At 62.8% G+C, this 15955-nt stretch carries 12 protein-coding genes; 1 reads left to right on the top strand and 11 read right to left on the bottom strand.

Translation table 11 applies throughout. The annotated features are described in order from the left end of the window. Nucleotides 1-113 precede the first annotated feature (113 nt). The 10 genes from sthA to PJK54_RS08825 form a co-directional block, all read right to left on the bottom strand. The gene (gene sthA, locus PJK54_RS08870) at nt 114-1505 is read right to left on the bottom strand and encodes a Si-specific NAD(P)(+) transhydrogenase (protein WP_077372019.1); all 1392 of its coding nucleotides are present in this window, start codon (nt 1503-1505) and stop codon (nt 114-116) included. 131 nt (nt 1506-1636) lie between these two features. Then, a complete protein-coding gene (gene nqrM / locus PJK54_RS08865; RefSeq protein WP_077372016.1) occupies nt 1637-1888 on the bottom strand; it encodes a (Na+)-NQR maturation NqrM in 252 nt (83 codons plus the stop codon). Between the two features lie 183 nt (nt 1889-2071). Beyond that, on the bottom strand, nt 2072-3142 hold the full coding sequence (locus PJK54_RS08860; protein WP_271302659.1) for an FAD:protein FMN transferase: 1071 nt from the start codon (nt 3140-3142) through the stop codon (nt 2072-2074). A 6-nt stretch (nt 3143-3148) separates the two neighbouring features. After that, nucleotides 3149-4381, bottom strand: a complete 1233-nt coding sequence (gene nqrF, locus PJK54_RS08855) for an NADH:ubiquinone reductase (Na(+)-transporting) subunit F (protein WP_077372013.1) — start codon at nt 4379-4381, stop codon at nt 3149-3151. Between the two features lie 25 nt (nt 4382-4406). Next, complete coding sequence (nqrE, locus tag PJK54_RS08850) at nt 4407-5027, bottom strand: NADH:ubiquinone reductase (Na(+)-transporting) subunit E (RefSeq protein WP_077372011.1); 621 nt, start codon at nt 5025-5027, stop codon at nt 4407-4409. Nucleotide 5028: 1 nt separating this feature from the next. Then, nucleotides 5029-5697: an NADH:ubiquinone reductase (Na(+)-transporting) subunit D gene (locus PJK54_RS08845; protein ID WP_077372008.1), complete on the bottom strand. Its 669-nt coding sequence runs from the start codon at nt 5695-5697 to the stop codon at nt 5029-5031. A gap of 2 nt (nt 5698-5699) precedes the next feature. Beyond that, nucleotides 5700-6482: a Na(+)-translocating NADH-quinone reductase subunit C gene (locus tag PJK54_RS08840; protein WP_077372005.1), complete on the bottom strand. Its 783-nt coding sequence runs from the start codon at nt 6480-6482 to the stop codon at nt 5700-5702. Between the two features lies 1 nt (nt 6483). Further along, nucleotides 6484-7716 carry an NADH:ubiquinone reductase (Na(+)-transporting) subunit B gene (locus PJK54_RS08835; RefSeq protein WP_077372002.1) on the bottom strand — a complete coding sequence of 411 codons (1233 nt, stop codon included), beginning with the start codon at nt 7714-7716 and terminating at the stop codon, nt 6484-6486. Then, nucleotides 7716-9065 carry a Na(+)-translocating NADH-quinone reductase subunit A gene (locus tag PJK54_RS08830; RefSeq protein ID WP_084209148.1) on the bottom strand — a complete coding sequence of 450 codons (1350 nt, stop codon included), beginning with the start codon at nt 9063-9065 and terminating at the stop codon, nt 7716-7718. The genes PJK54_RS08835 and PJK54_RS08830 overlap by 1 nt, the downstream gene beginning before the upstream one ends. Before the next feature lie 341 nt (nt 9066-9406). Next, nucleotides 9407-10855 carry a glyceraldehyde-3-phosphate dehydrogenase gene (locus tag PJK54_RS08825; RefSeq protein ID WP_077371996.1) on the bottom strand — a complete coding sequence of 483 codons (1449 nt, stop codon included), beginning with the start codon at nt 10853-10855 and terminating at the stop codon, nt 9407-9409. Nucleotides 10856-11403: 548 nt separating this feature from the next. On the opposite strand from PJK54_RS08825, the gene mfd reads away from it, so the two are divergent. Continuing rightward, nucleotides 11404-14931: a transcription-repair coupling factor gene (gene mfd / locus PJK54_RS08820; protein WP_271302658.1), complete on the top strand. Its 3528-nt coding sequence runs from the start codon at nt 11404-11406 to the stop codon at nt 14929-14931. Nucleotides 14932-15047: 116 nt separating this feature from the next. Here mfd and PJK54_RS08815 read toward each other — a convergent pair whose 3' ends face one another. After that, nucleotides 15048-15785 carry an S-methyl-5'-thioinosine phosphorylase gene (locus PJK54_RS08815; RefSeq protein WP_176502784.1) on the bottom strand — a complete coding sequence of 246 codons (738 nt, stop codon included), beginning with the start codon at nt 15783-15785 and terminating at the stop codon, nt 15048-15050. Between the last annotated feature and the right edge of the window lie 170 nt (nt 15786-15955).

Genomic DNA, 15955 nt, shown 5'->3' with positions numbered 1-15955 from the left:
TCATTGCCCTCAAGGTTCGTCAATGGAAAGGTCACTGCGAGAGCCCCGGATACGACAAGGCCTCGACACCAGAGATGTCGAGGCCTTGTGAACCGCTTTCAAGCGCAGCGTAATCAGAACAGACGATTCAGCCCGTTCATGGCAGCGACCCGATAGGCTTCCGCCATGGTCGGGTAGTTGAAGGTGGTGTTGACGAAGTACTTGAGCGTATTCGCCTCACCTTGCTGCTGCATGATGGCCTGGCCGATGTGCACGATCTCGGATGCCTGATCACCGAAGCAGTGGATGCCGAGGATTTCCAGCGTGTCGCGATGGAACAGGATCTTGAGCATGCCAACGGTGTCGCCGGTGATCTGGGCGCGTGCGGTGTCCTTGAAGAAGGCCTGCCCCACTTCGTAGGGAATGCGCGCTTCGGTCAGTTCGCTCTCGCCACGCCCCACCGAGCTGATCTCGGGGATGGTGTAGATGCCGGTCGGCACCTCATTGACGAACTTGAACTCCTCGCCCAGCAGATTGGCCGAGGCGAAGCGACCCTGATCATAGGCAGCAGAGGCCAGGCTCGGCCAGCCGATGACATCGCCCACGGCATAGACGTGATCCAGCTCGGTGCGGTACTGATCATCGACCGTCAGCTGACCACGGCCATTGGCCTGCAGACCGATGTTCTCGAGGCCGAGGCTGTCGGTGTTGCCGGTGCGCCCATTGGCCCACAGGAAGGCGTCCGCACGCAGCTTCTTGCCGGACTTGAGGTGCACGACCACACCGGACTCATCGCCCTCGATGCGCTCGTATTCCTCATTGTGGCGCACCAGCACGCCGTTGTTGCGCAGGTGGTAGGACAGCGCGTCGGAAATCTCGTTGTCCAGGAATGACAACAGACGATCACGGGTATCGATCAGGTCCACCTTGACGCCCAGCCCCGAGAAGATGGAGGCGTACTCGGACCCGATGACACCGGCACCGTAGATGATCAACGTGCGCGGCGTGTGCGACAGACCCAGGATGGTATCGGAGCAATAGATACGCGGGTGGCGGAAATTGACGTCTGCCGGGCGGTAGGGGCGCGACCCGGTGGCGATCACGACCTTCTCCGCGTGCAGCTCCTCGGTCCCTTCATGGGCATCACGCACCAGCACGGTGTGCTCGTCCTTGAAGCGCGCGGTACCGAAGAACACGTCGATGCGATTGCGAGCATAGAAGCGCGTGCGCATCTCGACCTGCTGCTCGATGGTACGACGCGAACGTTCCAGCACCTTGGGGAAGGAGAACCAGCGCGGCTCACCGATGTCGCGGAACATGCGATTGGTGTTGAACTCGATGATCTGCTTGACCGCGTGACGCAGGGCCTTGGAGGGGATGGTGCCCTTGTGGGTGCAGTTGCCGCCCACGGAGGACTGGGCCTCGATCACGGCCACTCGCTTACCATGCTTGGCCGCATTGACCGCCGCGCTCTCCCCTGCCGGACCGGTACCGATCACGACCACATCGTAGTTGTAGACTGCCATGAGACTCGCTTTGCTCCTTGGTTGTTCGTAGGCCGGCCCTGACACGCCACACTCTGCTCAGGGAGAGAATGGCATGCCAGGGCCGGCGGCTGGCCTTGCGGCCGGCGGGCTCTGAGTCATCAGAGCAGAAATCAGCGACGCGGGGCTTCGTAGGCCAGATCACTGGCCGGCTTGCCGCCGCTCTCGGCCATCAGACGCTGGCGCTCCTGCTCCTTCTCGCACTCGTCATCCTTGCCGCCACAGATATCACAGCCATCCTTGAGCCCGAGGTTGTTGAGGCCGCCGCAGGAGCCGGCGATCGGCTTGCGCCCCATCAACACCCCGACAGCCATCGCGCCGATCAACAGCAGCATGGCGGCGAACACCAGTAACCAGATAGTCATGTCATTTCTCCCGGGGCATGGCCCCATGTTGGCCCACTGTGACCGACCCGACTCGACCGCCACATCGGTACCCGCCCTGACGGGAGGGTGCCGATGCATCGTGAGTGGCAGGCCCGGTCAGGGGCGTGTCACGACAGGTGGCAGCGGATCACGTCCTCCCCGTCTGCCTGACGGCAGACAGGCTCAGACGCTGGATTCCCCTGCGGGCTTCGTGTCGCCTGTCGCCGGCGCGTCCTTCAGATAGGGCGCGAATGCCGGACTCCAGGACTGCTTGAAGCCATCATCCGTTTTGACAATGAAATAGGCGGCAATGTTCTCGCGTCTTGCGATGGCCATTGCCTTCTCGGCGCCAAGCACGTTGAGTGCCGTGGCCCAGGCGTCCGCACTCGCACAATCTGGCGTGATGACCGTCACCGATGCCAGGGAGTGCTGAATGGGACGACCGGTACGCGGATCGATCGTGTGTGAGTAACGTACGCCGTCCTGCTCGAAATAGTTGCGGTAGTCACCGGAAGTCGCCACGGCAGCATTGCCGGGGTCGATGATCCGCTGCACGGAACGCTCGAAGGACTTCGGCGCTTCGATGGCGATACGCCACGGCTTGTGGCCGGGCTTCTCACCCTTGACGCGGATCTCGCCACCGACCTCGACCAGATAGTTCTCGATGCCATTGGCCTCGAGCACATCGGCGACTCGATCCACCCCATAGCCCTTGGCGATCCCCGACAGGTCGGCATACACCGGCTTGCGCTTGATCACCGTATTGCCATCGAGCTCCAGCGCCAGATGATCGACCTTCTCGAGCGCCTGCGCGATCTGTGCATCACTCGGTGCCTTGTCGAGACGCTCATCCGGGCCAAAGCCCCACAGATTGACGGCCGGGCCGACGGTGATGTCAAAGGCACCCTCGGAGCGCCTGCCGATATCCTGCGATTCGGCCAGCACCTGCGCCAGGCCATCCGACAGCATGATCGGCGTATCCAGCGGTGCCTGATTGAGCTTCGAGAGCTCCGAGGTGTCCTTGTAGGTCGACATCTGCCAGTCGACCTTGTCCAGCGCCTCGACGCTCGCCTGCTTGAGTGACGCCACCTCATCGACATCCAGATCCCCTGCCACCGTGACATGGAATCCGGTGCCGAAGATGGGACCGGCAAAGCGATGCAACTCAGGGTTGCTGGAATTTTCACAGCCTGCAACCAGCAGGGCCAGCCCCATGAGGGCCGGCCCTGCCAGTCGTCTTGCGACGCGTGACATCATCGATCAACCACCGAAGTCATCGAGCAGGATGTTCTCCGGCTCCACACCCATGTCGGTCAGCATCTTGACGACGGCGGCGTTCATCATGGGCGGCCCGCACATGTAGTACTCGCAGTCCTCAGGGGCCGGGTGGTCCTTGAGGTAGTTTTCGTACAGGACGTTGTGGATGAAGCCCGTCGGGCCTTCCCAGTTGTCCTCAGGCTGCGGATCAGACAGCGCCAGGTGCCACTCGAAGTTCTCGTTCTCTTCGGCCAGCTGGTCGTATTCCTCGTTGTAGAACGACTCGCGCATCGAGCGCGCACCGTACCAGAACGACATCTTGCGCTTGGAATTCAGACGCTTGAGCTGATCGAAGATATGGCTGCGCATCGGCGCCATGCCGGCACCGCCACCGATGAAGACCATCTCGGCGTCGGTATCCTTGGCGAAGAACTCACCGAACGGCCCCATCACGGTCACCTTGTCACCCGGCTTCAGCGAGAAGACATAGGTGGACATCAGCCCCGGCGGATGCTGGGAATTCGGCGGCGGAGTGGCGATACGGATGTTGAACTTCAGGATGCCGTACTCTTCCGGATAGTTCGCCATGGAGTAGGCGCGGATGACCGGCTCTTCGTTCTTGTGCTGAACGTTGAACAGACCGAACTTCTCCCAGTCACCACGATACTCTTCTTCGATATCGAAGTCGGAGAACTTGATGTCGTAGGCCGGCGCTTCCAGCTGCACGTAACCGCCGGCGCGGAAGTTGACTTCCTCGCCTTCCGGCAGCTGCAGGTTCAGCTCCTTGATGAAGGTCGCGACGTTCGGGTTGGCGGTCACGGTGGTTTCCCACTTCTTCACACCGAAGATCTCTTCCGGCACTTCGATCTTCATGTCCTGCTTGACCGGGACCTGGCATGACAGGCGCCAGCCTTCCTTCTTCTCACCCATGGTGAAGTGGGATTCCTCGGTGGGCAGGATGGAGCCGCCGCCCTCCTCGATCCGACACTTGCACTGGGCACAGGAACCACCGCCACCACAGGCGGAGGACAGGAAGATGCCATTGGCCGCCAGGGTCTGCAGCAGCTTGCCGCCGGCCTGGGTGGTCAGGGTGTTGGCGGGGTCGCCATTGATCTCGATCTGGACGTCACCGCTCGAGACCAGCTTGCTGCGTGCCGCGAGAATCACGAGCACCAGGCCGATCACGACCACAGTGAACATGACGACGCCGAGCACGATGATGGAGGTATCTACCATTTCGATTTCCTTATGCTCGGTTGCGTTACAGCTGGACGCCGGAGAAGGACATGAAGCCCAGCGACATCAGGCCAACGGTAATGAAGGTAATGCCGAGACCCTGCAGGCCAGCCGGCACGTCAGAGTACTTGAGCTTCTCGCGGATACCGGCCAGTGCGGCGATCGCCAGTGCCCAGCCGAAGCCGGCACCCACGCCATAGATCACGGACTCGCCGAAGCTGTAGTCACGCTGCACCATGAACAGGGCCGCACCGAGAATCGCGCAGTTGACCGTGATCAGCGGCAGGAACACGCCCAGCGCGTTGTAGAGCGCCGGCACGAACTTGTCGAGGAACATCTCGAGGATCTGGACGATCGCCGCGATGACGCCGATGTAGGACAGGTAACCCAGGAAGGACAGGTCGATGCTTTCCGCACCTTCCAGACCGGTCCAGGTCAGCGCGCCTTCACGCAGCAGATAGTTCAGGATCAGGTTGTTGACCGGGACGGTCACCGCCAGCACGACGATGACGGCCACGCCCAGACCGATCGCGGACTGGATCTTCTTGGACACCGCCAGGAAGGTGCACATGCCCAGGAAGAAGGCCAGCGCCATGTTCTCGACGAACACGGCCTTGATGAACAGGCTCAGGTAGTGTTCGAACATGTTACACGGCCTCCTTGATCTTGGTGTTGGCGGTAATCTTGTACTCCGCCTTCTCGACCTGCTCCGGATAGACGCTGCGCAGCACCCAGATGAACAGACCGATGACGAAGAACGCGGACGGCGGCAGTAGCATCAGACCATTCGGGATGTACCAGCCACCGTCGTTGACGGTCTGCAGGATGGTCACGCCGAACAGGGAGCCGGAACCGAACAGCTCACGCACGAAGCCGACCACCAGCAGGATCACGGTGTAGCCGAGACCGTTGCCGATACCGTCGATGAAGCTCATCGCCGGGCCATTCTGCATGGCGTAGGCTTCCGCGCGGCCCATCACGATGCAGTTGGTGATGATCAGACCGACGAAGACCGACAGCTGCTTGGAGGTCTCGAAGGCGAAGGCCTTGAGCGACTGATCGACCACGATGACCAGCGAGGCGATGATCGTCATCTGCACGATGATGCGGATGGACGACGGGATGTGATTGCGGATCAACGAGATGAACAGACTGGAGAACGCCGTCACCAGTGACACCGCGATCCCCATGATCAGGGCGGTGTTCATCGAGTTGGTCACCGCCAGCGCGGAGCAGATACCGAGGATCTGCAGCGCGATGGGGTTGTTCTTGAAGATCGGCGTCGTCAGGACACCTTTAGGAGTTTCGGCTGCCATCATTACGCTCCTTTGACGTCGCGGAACTGGGTCAGGTACTTGGCGAAGCCATTCTCACCCATCCAGAACTGCAGCAGGTTGGTCACGCCGTTGCTGGTGAGGGTAGCACCTGACAGGGCATCAACCTGGTACTTGGCATCCGGAGATGACGGATTGACACCGCCCTTCTTCAGGTGCACTTCCGGGTCCATGCTGTCTTCGGGATAGATCTTCTTGCCATCCCACTGGGCCTTCCACTTCGGGTTGTCGACTTCGCCGCCCAGCCCCGGAGTTTCCCCCTGCTGATAGAAGGACAGACCCACCACGGTGTTGCCGTCACCCTTGAGTGCCAGGTAGCCGTACATCATCGACCACAGGCCGTTGCCACGCACCGGGACGATGATCTCGTCCGGCTGCTCGACATCACCGACCAGATAGACCACCGAGTACTGCTCACGACGCTTGATGCCCGGCAGATCCTCATCACCGGACAGGGTACGTGAGGTGGCCGGGTCCTTGGACATCTTGGCCTGGTCGTACTTTTCCGGATCGATGTCGTCGACGTACTCACCGCTGTTCAGGTCGACGACCTTGGCGGTGACCTTGTCACGGAACTGCTGGCCGACATCCTCGCCCGGCTGCAGCAGCTCGGCGACCGCGAGGATGTTGCTCTTGCGGTCCAGCTCGGCATTGGTCATCTGCATCGGACGCAGCACGACCGCTGCGGTGGATACCACCACCGAGCAGACGATGCACAGCCCGAGCGCGACGCCGAGGGTCTTCTTGATGGAATTGTTGCTGGCCATGTCAGGCGGTCTCCTCGTTCGCGATGCCGGCAGCCTCGCGCTTGACGCGGCGCTTGATGTTGGCCTGCACGACGAAGTGGTCGATCAGCGGGGCGAACAGGTTGGCGAACAGGATCGCCAGCATGATGCCCTCCGGGAAGGCCGGGTTGGCGACACGGATCAACACGGTCATCACGCCGATCAGTGCACCGAAGATCAGCTTGCCCTTGTCGGTCATGGAAGCCGAGACCGGATCGGTGGCCATGAAGACCATGCCGAAGGCGAAGCCGCCGATGACCAGATGCCAGTACCACGGCATCGCGAACATGGCATTGGTGTCACTGCCGATGGCGTTGAACAGCGCCGAGGTCGCGACCATGCCCAGCAACACGCCCAGCATGATTCGCCAGGAGGCGATGCGCGTCCACAGCAGTACCGCCGCGCCGAGGAAGATGGCCAGCGTCGACACCTCACCCAACGAGCCCGGAATGAAGCCCAGGAAGGCATCGGTCCAGCTCATCTGCTGCATCAGGGCGCTCATGCCGTCCTGTGCCGCGGTGGACAGTGCGGTCGCACCGGTATAGCCGTCAGCCGGCACCCACACCGCGTCACCGGAAATGCTGGCCGGATAGGCGAAGTACAGGAAGGCACGACCGGACAGCGCCGGGTTGAGGAAGTTCTTGCCGGTACCGCCGAAGACTTCCTTGCCGATCACCACACCGAAGGTGATGCCGAGCGCGACCTGCCACAGCGGGATGGTGGCCGGCAGCGTCAGCGCGAACAGCACGGAGGTGACGAAGAAGCCTTCGTTGACCTCGTGACCGCGACGCATCGCGAACAGCACTTCCCAGAAGCCGCCGACCGCGAAGGTCACCAGATAGATGGGCAGGAAGTAGGTGGCCCCCAGGATGAAGTTGGCCCACACGCTGCCCGCATCATGGCTGCCCGCCAGCATCATGACGATGGCTTCACGCCAGCCGCCCAATGCACTGTAACCGCCAGCGATGGCCTCGTTGGCCTGCAGGCCGGCGTTGTACATGCCGAAGAACATGGCCGGGAAGGTACACATCCAGACCGTGATCATGATGCGCTTCAGGTCGATACCATCACGCACGTGCGCGGTGGTACGCGTGACACTCGCCGGCGCATAGAAAATCGTGTCCACGGCTTCGTAGAGCGCGTAGAACTTCTCGTACTTGCCACCCTTGTGGAAGTGCGGCTCCAGGTTATCCAGAGTCTGTCGAATACCCATCATCAGACCTCTTTCTCGATCGTGGTGAGGTTGTCACGCAGGATGGGACCGTACTCGTACTTGCCCGGGCACACATAGGTGCACAGTGCGAGGTCCTCTTCATCAAGCTCCAGGCAGCCAAGCTGCATGCCGGTCTCGATATCACCCACGATCAGCGAGCGCAGCAGCTGCGTCGGCAGAATGTCCAGCGGCATGACCTTCTCGTACGCCCCCACCGGCACCATGGCACGCTCGGAGCCATTGGTGGAGGTGTTGGGACGATAGTCACGCAGACCGGTCAGCTTCGACAGGTAGATACCCAGCACCGAGTGACGATTGGCACCGGTGGACAGCCAGCCCATGAAGGCACGCTTGTTGCCTTCTTCCAGCAGACTCACCTGAGTGTGATAGCGGCTGACGAAACGCAGCGCCCCTTCACAGGTCAGACCGGAGAACACGGAACCGGAGATCACACGGGTATCTTCCGGCTGCTCGACTTCCCCCTTGAGCAGTTCTTCAGTGCTCGCGCCCAGACGGGTACGCAGCAGGCGGGGCTTGGTGGCACGCGGGCCACCGACGGCGATGACACGCGTGGTGTCCAGACGCCCTTCCGCCAGCAGGGTACCGATGGCGACGACATCCTGATAACCGACATGCCAGACATGACGTTTCAGGCTGACCGGTGCGAGATGATGGATGTGCGTACCCGGCAGACCTGCCGGGTGCGGGCCCTTGAAGGACTCGCTGACCACGCCGGCCACATCGCCGCCCGGGATGTCCGCGCCCGGTGCCTGGCACAGGAACACCTTGCCTTCGGTCAGACGCGTCAATGCGACGAGACCCTGACGGAACGCAACTTCCTGCCCCTTGAGCACCACGGCCGGATCTGCGGCCAGCGGGTGGGTATCGATGGCGGTGACGAAGATGGCTGCCGGGGTGGCATCCAGTGCCGGTACACGCGAGAACGGGCGGGTACGGAATGCCGTCCACAGACCGGAGTCGACCAGCTGGTCGACCACGACCTGACGCTCGAGACCGGCCAGCGCCGCCTCGCCATGCGCGGTGAATTCCACCGCTTCGCCCTGCGCATCGGTCTCGATGACCACGGACAGAAGCTTGCGCTTCTCGCCACGGTTGATCTCGACCACGGTCCCGGCAGCAGGCGCGGTGTAACGGACGCCCGGGGTCTTCTTGTCGGTGAACAGGAGTTGCCCCAGTTTCACCTTGTCCCCTTCACGGACTTCCATCGTCGGCTTCATGCCGACGTAGTCAACACCCAGGATCGCTACGCGACGAACGGGCTGCGCATCCTCGATACGCTGCTCCGGCGCCCCGGCGATGGGGAGATCCAGGCCACGTTTGACTTCGATCATAGACTCGCCCAATTGTCGGATCTGATGTTGTTCAGGAAAGATCACGCATCAATGACACGCCTCGAGGCCGACATACGGCCAGGCAACCTCGCGAGATTCGCGTTTCAGTTGATGTGAATGCTTTTCTTATCAGACGGTTGGAGGTGTAGCCCAGAGATTGGACCGGCCCAAAAAAATCCGCCTCATTATAAAGATGCGAGCCCCGAAAGACCATACGACACTAAAGTGGTGAGGGCATTCAACACGCCAACGCCCCTGCCATCGAGGACGGCAGGGGCGTTGTATTGACAGGCATTTTTTCCTCACCGTGCGTGAATCACGCCATGGCGCGACCCATTGCCTCAGCGAGTGGGGAAATAGCTGAAACGCACGTTGGACATGTGCTGCAGGATACGCACGACCTGGCAGCTGTAACCGAACTCGTTGTCATACCACACATACACGACGGCCTGCTTGTCGGTGACGATGGTCGCCTGGCCATCGACGATGCCGGAATGACGGTTGCCGACGAAGTCGGAAGAGACCACTTCACAGGAATCGACGTAGTCGATCTGCTTCTGCAGTGAAGAGTGCAGAGAGGCCGTGCGCAGGAAGTCATTCATGCGCTCGGCGTCGCTTGCGGTGTCCAGCGTCAGATTGAGAATCGCCATCGAGACGTTGGGCGTCGGCACACGGATCGCGTTGCCGGTCAGCTTGCCGGAAAGCTCCGGCAGCGCCTTGGCGACGGCCTTGGCGGCACCGGTCTCGGTCAGCACCATGTTGAGTGCCGCCGCGCGACCGCGACGGTCCCCGCTGTGGAAGTTGTCGATCAGGTTCTGGTCGTTGGTATAGGAGTGGACCGTCTCCACATGCCCCTGACTGACGCCGTATTCGTCGTGCAGCACCTTCAGTACCGGCACGATGGCGTTGGTGGTGCAGGACGCCGCGGAGATGATGCGATCATCGTCACGGATGTCGGTGTGGTTGACGCCATAGACGATGTTCTTCAGATCGCCCTTGCCCGGAGCGGTGAGCAGCACCTTGGCCACGCCCTTGCACTCGAGGTGCTGCCCCAGGCCGGCCTCGTCGCGCCACTTGCCGGTATTGTCGACCACGATGGCATTGTCGATGCCGTGCGCGGTGTAATCGATCTCGGACGGCGAGTTCGCGTAGATGATCTTGATGTAGTTGCCATTGACGATCAGCGCCGAATTCTCCTGATCGACCGTGATGCTACCCTCGAAGGGACCATGCACGGAATCACGACGCAGGAGGCTGGCCCGCTTTTCCAGATCCTCCTTGCTGCCACGCACCACGATGGCGCGCAGACGCAGCAGATTACCGCCACCGGCCTTCTCGATCATGATGCGCGCCAGCAGGCGGCCGATACGCCCGAAGCCATACAGGACGACATCCTTCGGGTCGCCGCCCATGCCGCCTTCGACGTAGCCACCGACGATCTCGGCAAGCTCGCGTTTGAGGAAGGCAGTGATGTCCGTCTCGTCGGAGCGCTTGAAGGCCACCGCCAGCTTGCCGATATCGACATGGGCCGGCCCGAGATTCAGCTCGATCATGGCACGCACCAGCGGGAAGGTGTCCTCGACGGACAGCTCCACCCCTTCCGCCTTGCGCACCCAACGGTGGTTCTTGAGGATACGCACCATGGAGCGGTTGATCAGCGAACGCCCATAGATGGAGGGCACGACATTGAAGCGACGATAGAGGTCACCCAGCAGCGGGATCATCTGTTCGGCGAGGGCTTCATTGTCTTGCCACTGCTTGAAACAGGCTTCGAGATTCTCTTTGCTCACGGAGGAATTCCTCTGACTGGCGAACGATAGGCGAACGCGGCAAGCGAGCTTGCAGCGTCGGACAAGGCCAGCTGAGTATGCGTAACGGGGGGCGGGGTCACAATGAAAGGATGGTCGCACGGAGGGTAGTAGTGCTACAGAATCAACGATTTGACTACAAGAGCCCTTCCTGAAGCACCGTCCGCATCCCGTGGAGGATCGCCGGATAAGCTCTTGCGAGATTCCGGGCCTCGCCACCGATGAAAAGGCCACGCCTCGCCCCCATGACAGGGAATGACTTGCTATCATCAGGCGCAGGGCATTGACGACACCGCCTCGGCAGCCCCGTCACGGCAAGGGGTTGGGTCTGCGACCATCAGAGCGGGCCGTCAGAACGCCCCCTCCATGCTGGCTGCCACGAGGAGCGCCCTGCGCCGACCATTGCGCCTTCATCACCATCGCTCGCGCCGTCGCGGGCTTTCACCGTTTGGCGTGACTGGCGAGGAGCACCCCTCCCGCCGGTAAATCTTCCCGTGCGCCCAAGCCCAGGACACAAGACACCAGAGCCCATGTTCGAGACTCCGCTGACGCCCCCGTTGCCACGCTCTCCCCGTGAGACCACCTACTGGACGCTGCAGGATGGCAGCGCTGCCGCCTTGGCGCTGGCGCGCCTGGCGGACGCCGATGAAGCGCCACTGATGGTGATCACGCCGGACACCGCCAGCGCCCAGCGTCTGGAGGCGGACCTGCACTTCTATACCCGCCACCCGGAGCGCCTGCTGCCATTCCCTGACTGGGAGACACTGCCCTACGACAGTTTCTCGCCCCACCAGGACATCGTCTCGGAGCGCCTGCGCACGCTGCGCACCCTGCAGGCCAGCCGCCGCGCCATCGTGCCGGTGCCGGTCAACACCCTGATGCAGCGCCTGGCGCCGGCGGATTACATCGCCGGCCAGGTCTTCAGTCTCGCCAGGGGAGACACCCTCGACCGCGAGAATTTCCGCTCACGCCTCTCACGTGCCGGATACCGTGCGGTGGAGACCGTCTACGAGCCCGGTGAGTATGCGTTGCGCGGCGCGCTGATCGACCTGTTCCCGATGGGCAGTGAGCAGCCGCTGCGCATCGATCTGTTCGATGACGAGATCGACACCCTGCGCGCCTTCGACCCCGACACCCAGCGCAGCGGCGACAAGGTCGAGGCGATCGAGATCCTGCCCGCCCACGAATATCCTCTGACGCGCAGCGCCATCGCCTGTTTCCGCGAGGGCTTCGAGACACTGTTCGATGTCGACCCCCGCCAGTGCATCCTCTACAACGATGCCATCAAGGGCATTCCCTCACCGGGGCTCGAGCAGTATCTGCCGCTGTTCTTCGAGGAGACCGCGACGCTGTTCGATCACATGGGCGACAACCTGCGGATCGCCATGCTGCCGGGAGCTCGCGAAGCGGCCGAACATCATTGGGACGCCATCACCACGCGCTACGCCAATCTCGGCGTGGACCCCACGCGCCCGCTGCTGCCGCCGCATCGCGCCTTCGTGCCGGTCAACGAACTGTTCGCGTTGATCAAGCAGCATGAGCGCATCGAACTGCTGCGCGAACCCAATGCGCACACCATCGAATTCGGCCAGCAGGCGCTGCCCAGCCTCGCCATCGATGCACGCAGCGCCGACCCCACCCAGGCGCTGGCGAGCTTCCTCAAGCAGCGACTCAACGGCCAGAGCGCACAGCGCATCCTGTTCGTCGCCGAGACCCAGGGTCGCCGGGAAGTCGTCGAGGAGCAGCTCGCTCCGCTGCTGCGCAGCTTCGGGCTACGCAGCCTGGAGGACTTCGCGAGCTTCCAGCACTTCGTCGACAGTCCCGCCGCAGTCGGCCTGACCGTCGGCGGCCTGACGCGTGGTGCCTGGGTAGCGGGTGAGCAGGCCTCCCAGGCGCCCTCCCCCGAGCGTAAAGACGCCGCCAAGGGGCTGGTCATCGTCACCGAGACCGAGCTCTATGGCGAGGTAGTCCGCCAGAGCCGTCGTCAGGCGCGTGCCACCGATGACAACGAACTGGCCGTGCGTCATCTCTCGGAGCTGCGCGAAGGCGCACCGGTGGTACACCACACCCACGGGGTCGGTCGCTACCTGGGACTCGAGACCATCGACGCCGGCGGTCAGGAAGCCGAGTTCCTCGCTCTTGAATACGCCGACGGCGCCAAGCTCTATGTGCCGGTGGACAGCCTGCATCTGATCTCACGCTATTCCGGCGCCAGCGATGAACTGGCACCGCTGCACAAGCTGGGGTCCGAGCAGTGGGAGAAGGCCAAGCGCAAGGCGGCCGAGAAGATTCGCGACACTGCCGCCGAACTGCTGGATGTCTATGCACGGCGCGAAGCGCGTGTCGGCCATGCCTGCGACTTCCCCGCCGAGGACTACGCCCGTTTCGCGGCCAGCTTCCCCTTCGAGGAGACACCGGACCAGGCGCAGACCATCGGCGCGGTGATCCAGGACATGTGCTCTCCTCAGCCGATGGATCGCGTAGTGTGCGGCGATGTCGGCTTCGGCAAGACCGAGGTGGCGATGCGCGCCGCCTTCCTGGCCGTCAACTCCGGCCGTCAGGTGGTGGTGCTGGTGCCCACCACCCTGCTGGCCCAGCAGCACTACGACAACTTCCGCGATCGCTTCGCCGACACCGCGGTGGAGATCGCCCTGCTGTCGCGCTTCACCAGCGGCAAGGGCCAGGAAGCGTCACTGGAGCGCATCCGCAAGGGCCAGGCGGATATCGTGATCGGCACCCACAAGCTGCTCTCCAAGTCGCTGGAATTGCCCAACATGGGACTGCTGGTCATCGATGAGGAGCACCGCTTCGGGGTCTCCCAGAAGGAGCGACTCAAGAGCCTGCGTGCCGAAGTGGACATCCTGACCCTGACCGCCACGCCGATTCCGCGCACGCTAAACATGGCGATGAGCGGCATTCGCGACCTGTCCATCATCGCCACGCCACCGGCGCGCCGCCTGTCGGTGAAGACCTTCGTCCAGCAGCGCAACGACGGCGTGATCAAGGAAGCCATCCTGCGTGAGCTGCTGCGCGGCGGACAGGTCTACGTGCTGCACAACGAGGTCAAGACCATCGAGGAAAGCGCGGCACGCATCGCGGAACTGGTGCCGGAAGCCATCGTCGGTGTCGCCCACGGGCAGCTGCCGGAGCGTAGCCTGGAGCGGCGCATGTCGGACTTCTACCACAAGCGCTTCAACGTGCTGGTCTGCTCGACCATCATCGAGACCGGCATCGACGTCCCGAGCGCCAACACCATCATCATCGAACGCGCCGACAAGTTCGGCCTCGCGCAGCTGCACCAGCTGCGTGGGCGCGTCGGGCGCTCGCATCACCAGGCCTACGCCTACCTGCTGACCCCGCACCCCAAGGCCATGACCCGCGATGCGGTCAAGCGTCTGGAGGCAATCAGCGAATCGCATGACCTGGGGGCAGGCTTCACCCTGGCCTCCCATGACATGGAGATCCGTGGCGCGGGCGAGCTGTTGGGTGATGAGCAGTCCGGCCAGATGGAAACCATCGGCTACTCGCTGTACATGGAGATGCTGGATCGCGCCGTGAAGGCCATCAAGGCCGGCAAGACGCCCAACATCGAATCGCCGCTGGATGAGGGCGTGGAAGTCGGACTCAATCTGCCGGCGCTGATTCCGGGTGACTACCTCCACGATGTCCAGCAGCGCCTGATGATGTACAAGCGCATCAGCAACGCCGAGAACACCAGCGATCTCCGGGAACTGCAGGTCGAGATGATCGACCGCTTCGGCCTGTTGCCGGAGCCGGTCAAGACGCTGTTCCGCCAGACCCGGCTGCGCCAGCGCGCCCAGGCACTGGGCATCGTCAAGCTGGAAGCCGGTGCCGCACGCGGCCGCATCATCTTCGGCGCCCAGACGCCTGTCGATCCCTTGACGCTGGTGACACTCATCCAGCGCCAGCCCGATGTCTACAGGCTGGAAGGTGCCGACACGCTGCGCTTCACCACCGAGATGGAAGACGCCGAGGCGCGCTTCAGCTTCTGCGAATCCCTGCTTGAGCTGCTCAACGCCAAGACCCAGGCGGCCTGACGCCCCCACTCACCTCTGTGCACGTGAAAATGCGCAGAACATGAAAACGGCCTGCATCGCTGATGCAGGCCGTTTTTCTGGCAGTCAGACCGCCTCACCTCCCAGGGACAAGCGCCTCACGCATGGCGTGCCAGCAGCGCCGCCAGCAAGCGCTGCACCTGCGGCATGCCTGCCTCGATCACCGACTCCGTTCCGGCCCTCGTCGGCTCCTCCTCCCCGACCCCGGCCGCGTGACTGATCACCAGGCACAGGCTGGCGTACTCCATCTCGAGTTCACGGGCCAGCACGGCCTCGGGCATCCCCGTCATGCCCACCAACGTATTGCCATCGCGCGCCATCAGACGAATCTCGGCCGCGGTTTCCAGTCTCGGCCCCTGCACCACGCCCAGCACTCCGCCTGCCTGGATCGCCAGTCCCGCGTCAGAGGCCGCCGAATGCAGCTCCTCGCGCCAGACACGGTGATACGGCCAGGCGAATGCCACATGCTGGAACGGCTTGAAACGGCCATCGAAGAACGAGCCCTCGCGCCCCGTCGTGTAATCGATCAACTGATCCGGGACCACCAGCGTGCCCGGCGCAAGCGTCGGGTCGATACCTGACACGCAGTTGACGCCAACGACGTGAGTCGCCCCGGCCTGCTTGAGCGCCCACAGGTTGGCGCGATAGTTGATTCGGTGCGGCGGCATCTTGTGGGGTTGACCATGCCGCGCCAGAAACAGGATCGACCTGCCGCCGAGCCGCCCCTGCACCACCCCGCAGGACGCCGCCCCCAAGGGAGTTTCCTGACCACCCCGCTTGAGCACCTCCAGACCCGGCCAATGGCCGAACCCGGTCCCCCCGATGACTGCCAGCATCCCCTGTCTCCTCGCCACCCATGTGCAGGAATCTCTCAAGGGCCGAACGCTTCGGCCCTCAGCGAACGCTACTCCGAGCCAACCGACAACGACAAGCACAATCGTCACGCTCTGCGCCAAGAGACGAGCAAAGGCCCCGAAAACGACACCACCCGCCGCGGTGGCCCGGG

This window comes from Cobetia sp. MMG027 (assembly GCF_027947415.1).
Classification (GTDB): domain Bacteria; phylum Pseudomonadota; class Gammaproteobacteria; order Pseudomonadales; family Halomonadaceae; genus Cobetia; species Cobetia marina.
Note: the sequence above shows the minus strand (reverse complement) of the source record. Positions and strands in the feature narration are given on the sequence as shown.

Excerpts from the sequence above, each read along its gene's own strand:
- nqrM (WP_077372016.1), bottom strand. The coding sequence starts at position 1,888 with ATGACTATCTGGTTACTGGTGTTCGCCGCCATGCTGCTGTTGATCGGC.
- nqrF (WP_077372013.1), bottom strand. The coding sequence starts at position 4,381 with ATGGTAGATACCTCCATCATCGTGCTCGGCGTCGTCATGTTCACTGTG.
- PJK54_RS08840 (WP_077372005.1), bottom strand. The coding sequence starts at position 6,482 with ATGGCCAGCAACAATTCCATCAAGAAGACCCTCGGCGTCGCGCTCGGG.
- sthA (WP_077372019.1), bottom strand. The coding sequence starts at position 1,505 with ATGGCAGTCTACAACTACGATGTGGTCGTGATCGGTACCGGTCCGGCA.
- mfd (WP_271302658.1), top strand. The coding sequence starts at position 11,404 with ATGTTCGAGACTCCGCTGACGCCCCCGTTGCCACGCTCTCCCCGTGAG.
- PJK54_RS08830 (WP_084209148.1), bottom strand. The coding sequence starts at position 9,065 with ATGATCGAAGTCAAACGTGGCCTGGATCTCCCCATCGCCGGGGCGCCG.
- PJK54_RS08835 (WP_077372002.1), bottom strand. The coding sequence starts at position 7,716 with ATGATGGGTATTCGACAGACTCTGGATAACCTGGAGCCGCACTTCCAC.
- PJK54_RS08845 (WP_077372008.1), bottom strand. The coding sequence starts at position 5,697 with ATGGCAGCCGAAACTCCTAAAGGTGTCCTGACGACGCCGATCTTCAAG.
- nqrE (WP_077372011.1), bottom strand. The coding sequence starts at position 5,027 with ATGTTCGAACACTACCTGAGCCTGTTCATCAAGGCCGTGTTCGTCGAG.
- PJK54_RS08860 (WP_271302659.1), bottom strand. The coding sequence starts at position 3,142 with ATGTCACGCGTCGCAAGACGACTGGCAGGGCCGGCCCTCATGGGGCTG.
- PJK54_RS08815 (WP_176502784.1), bottom strand. The coding sequence starts at position 15,785 with ATGCTGGCAGTCATCGGGGGGACCGGGTTCGGCCATTGGCCGGGTCTG.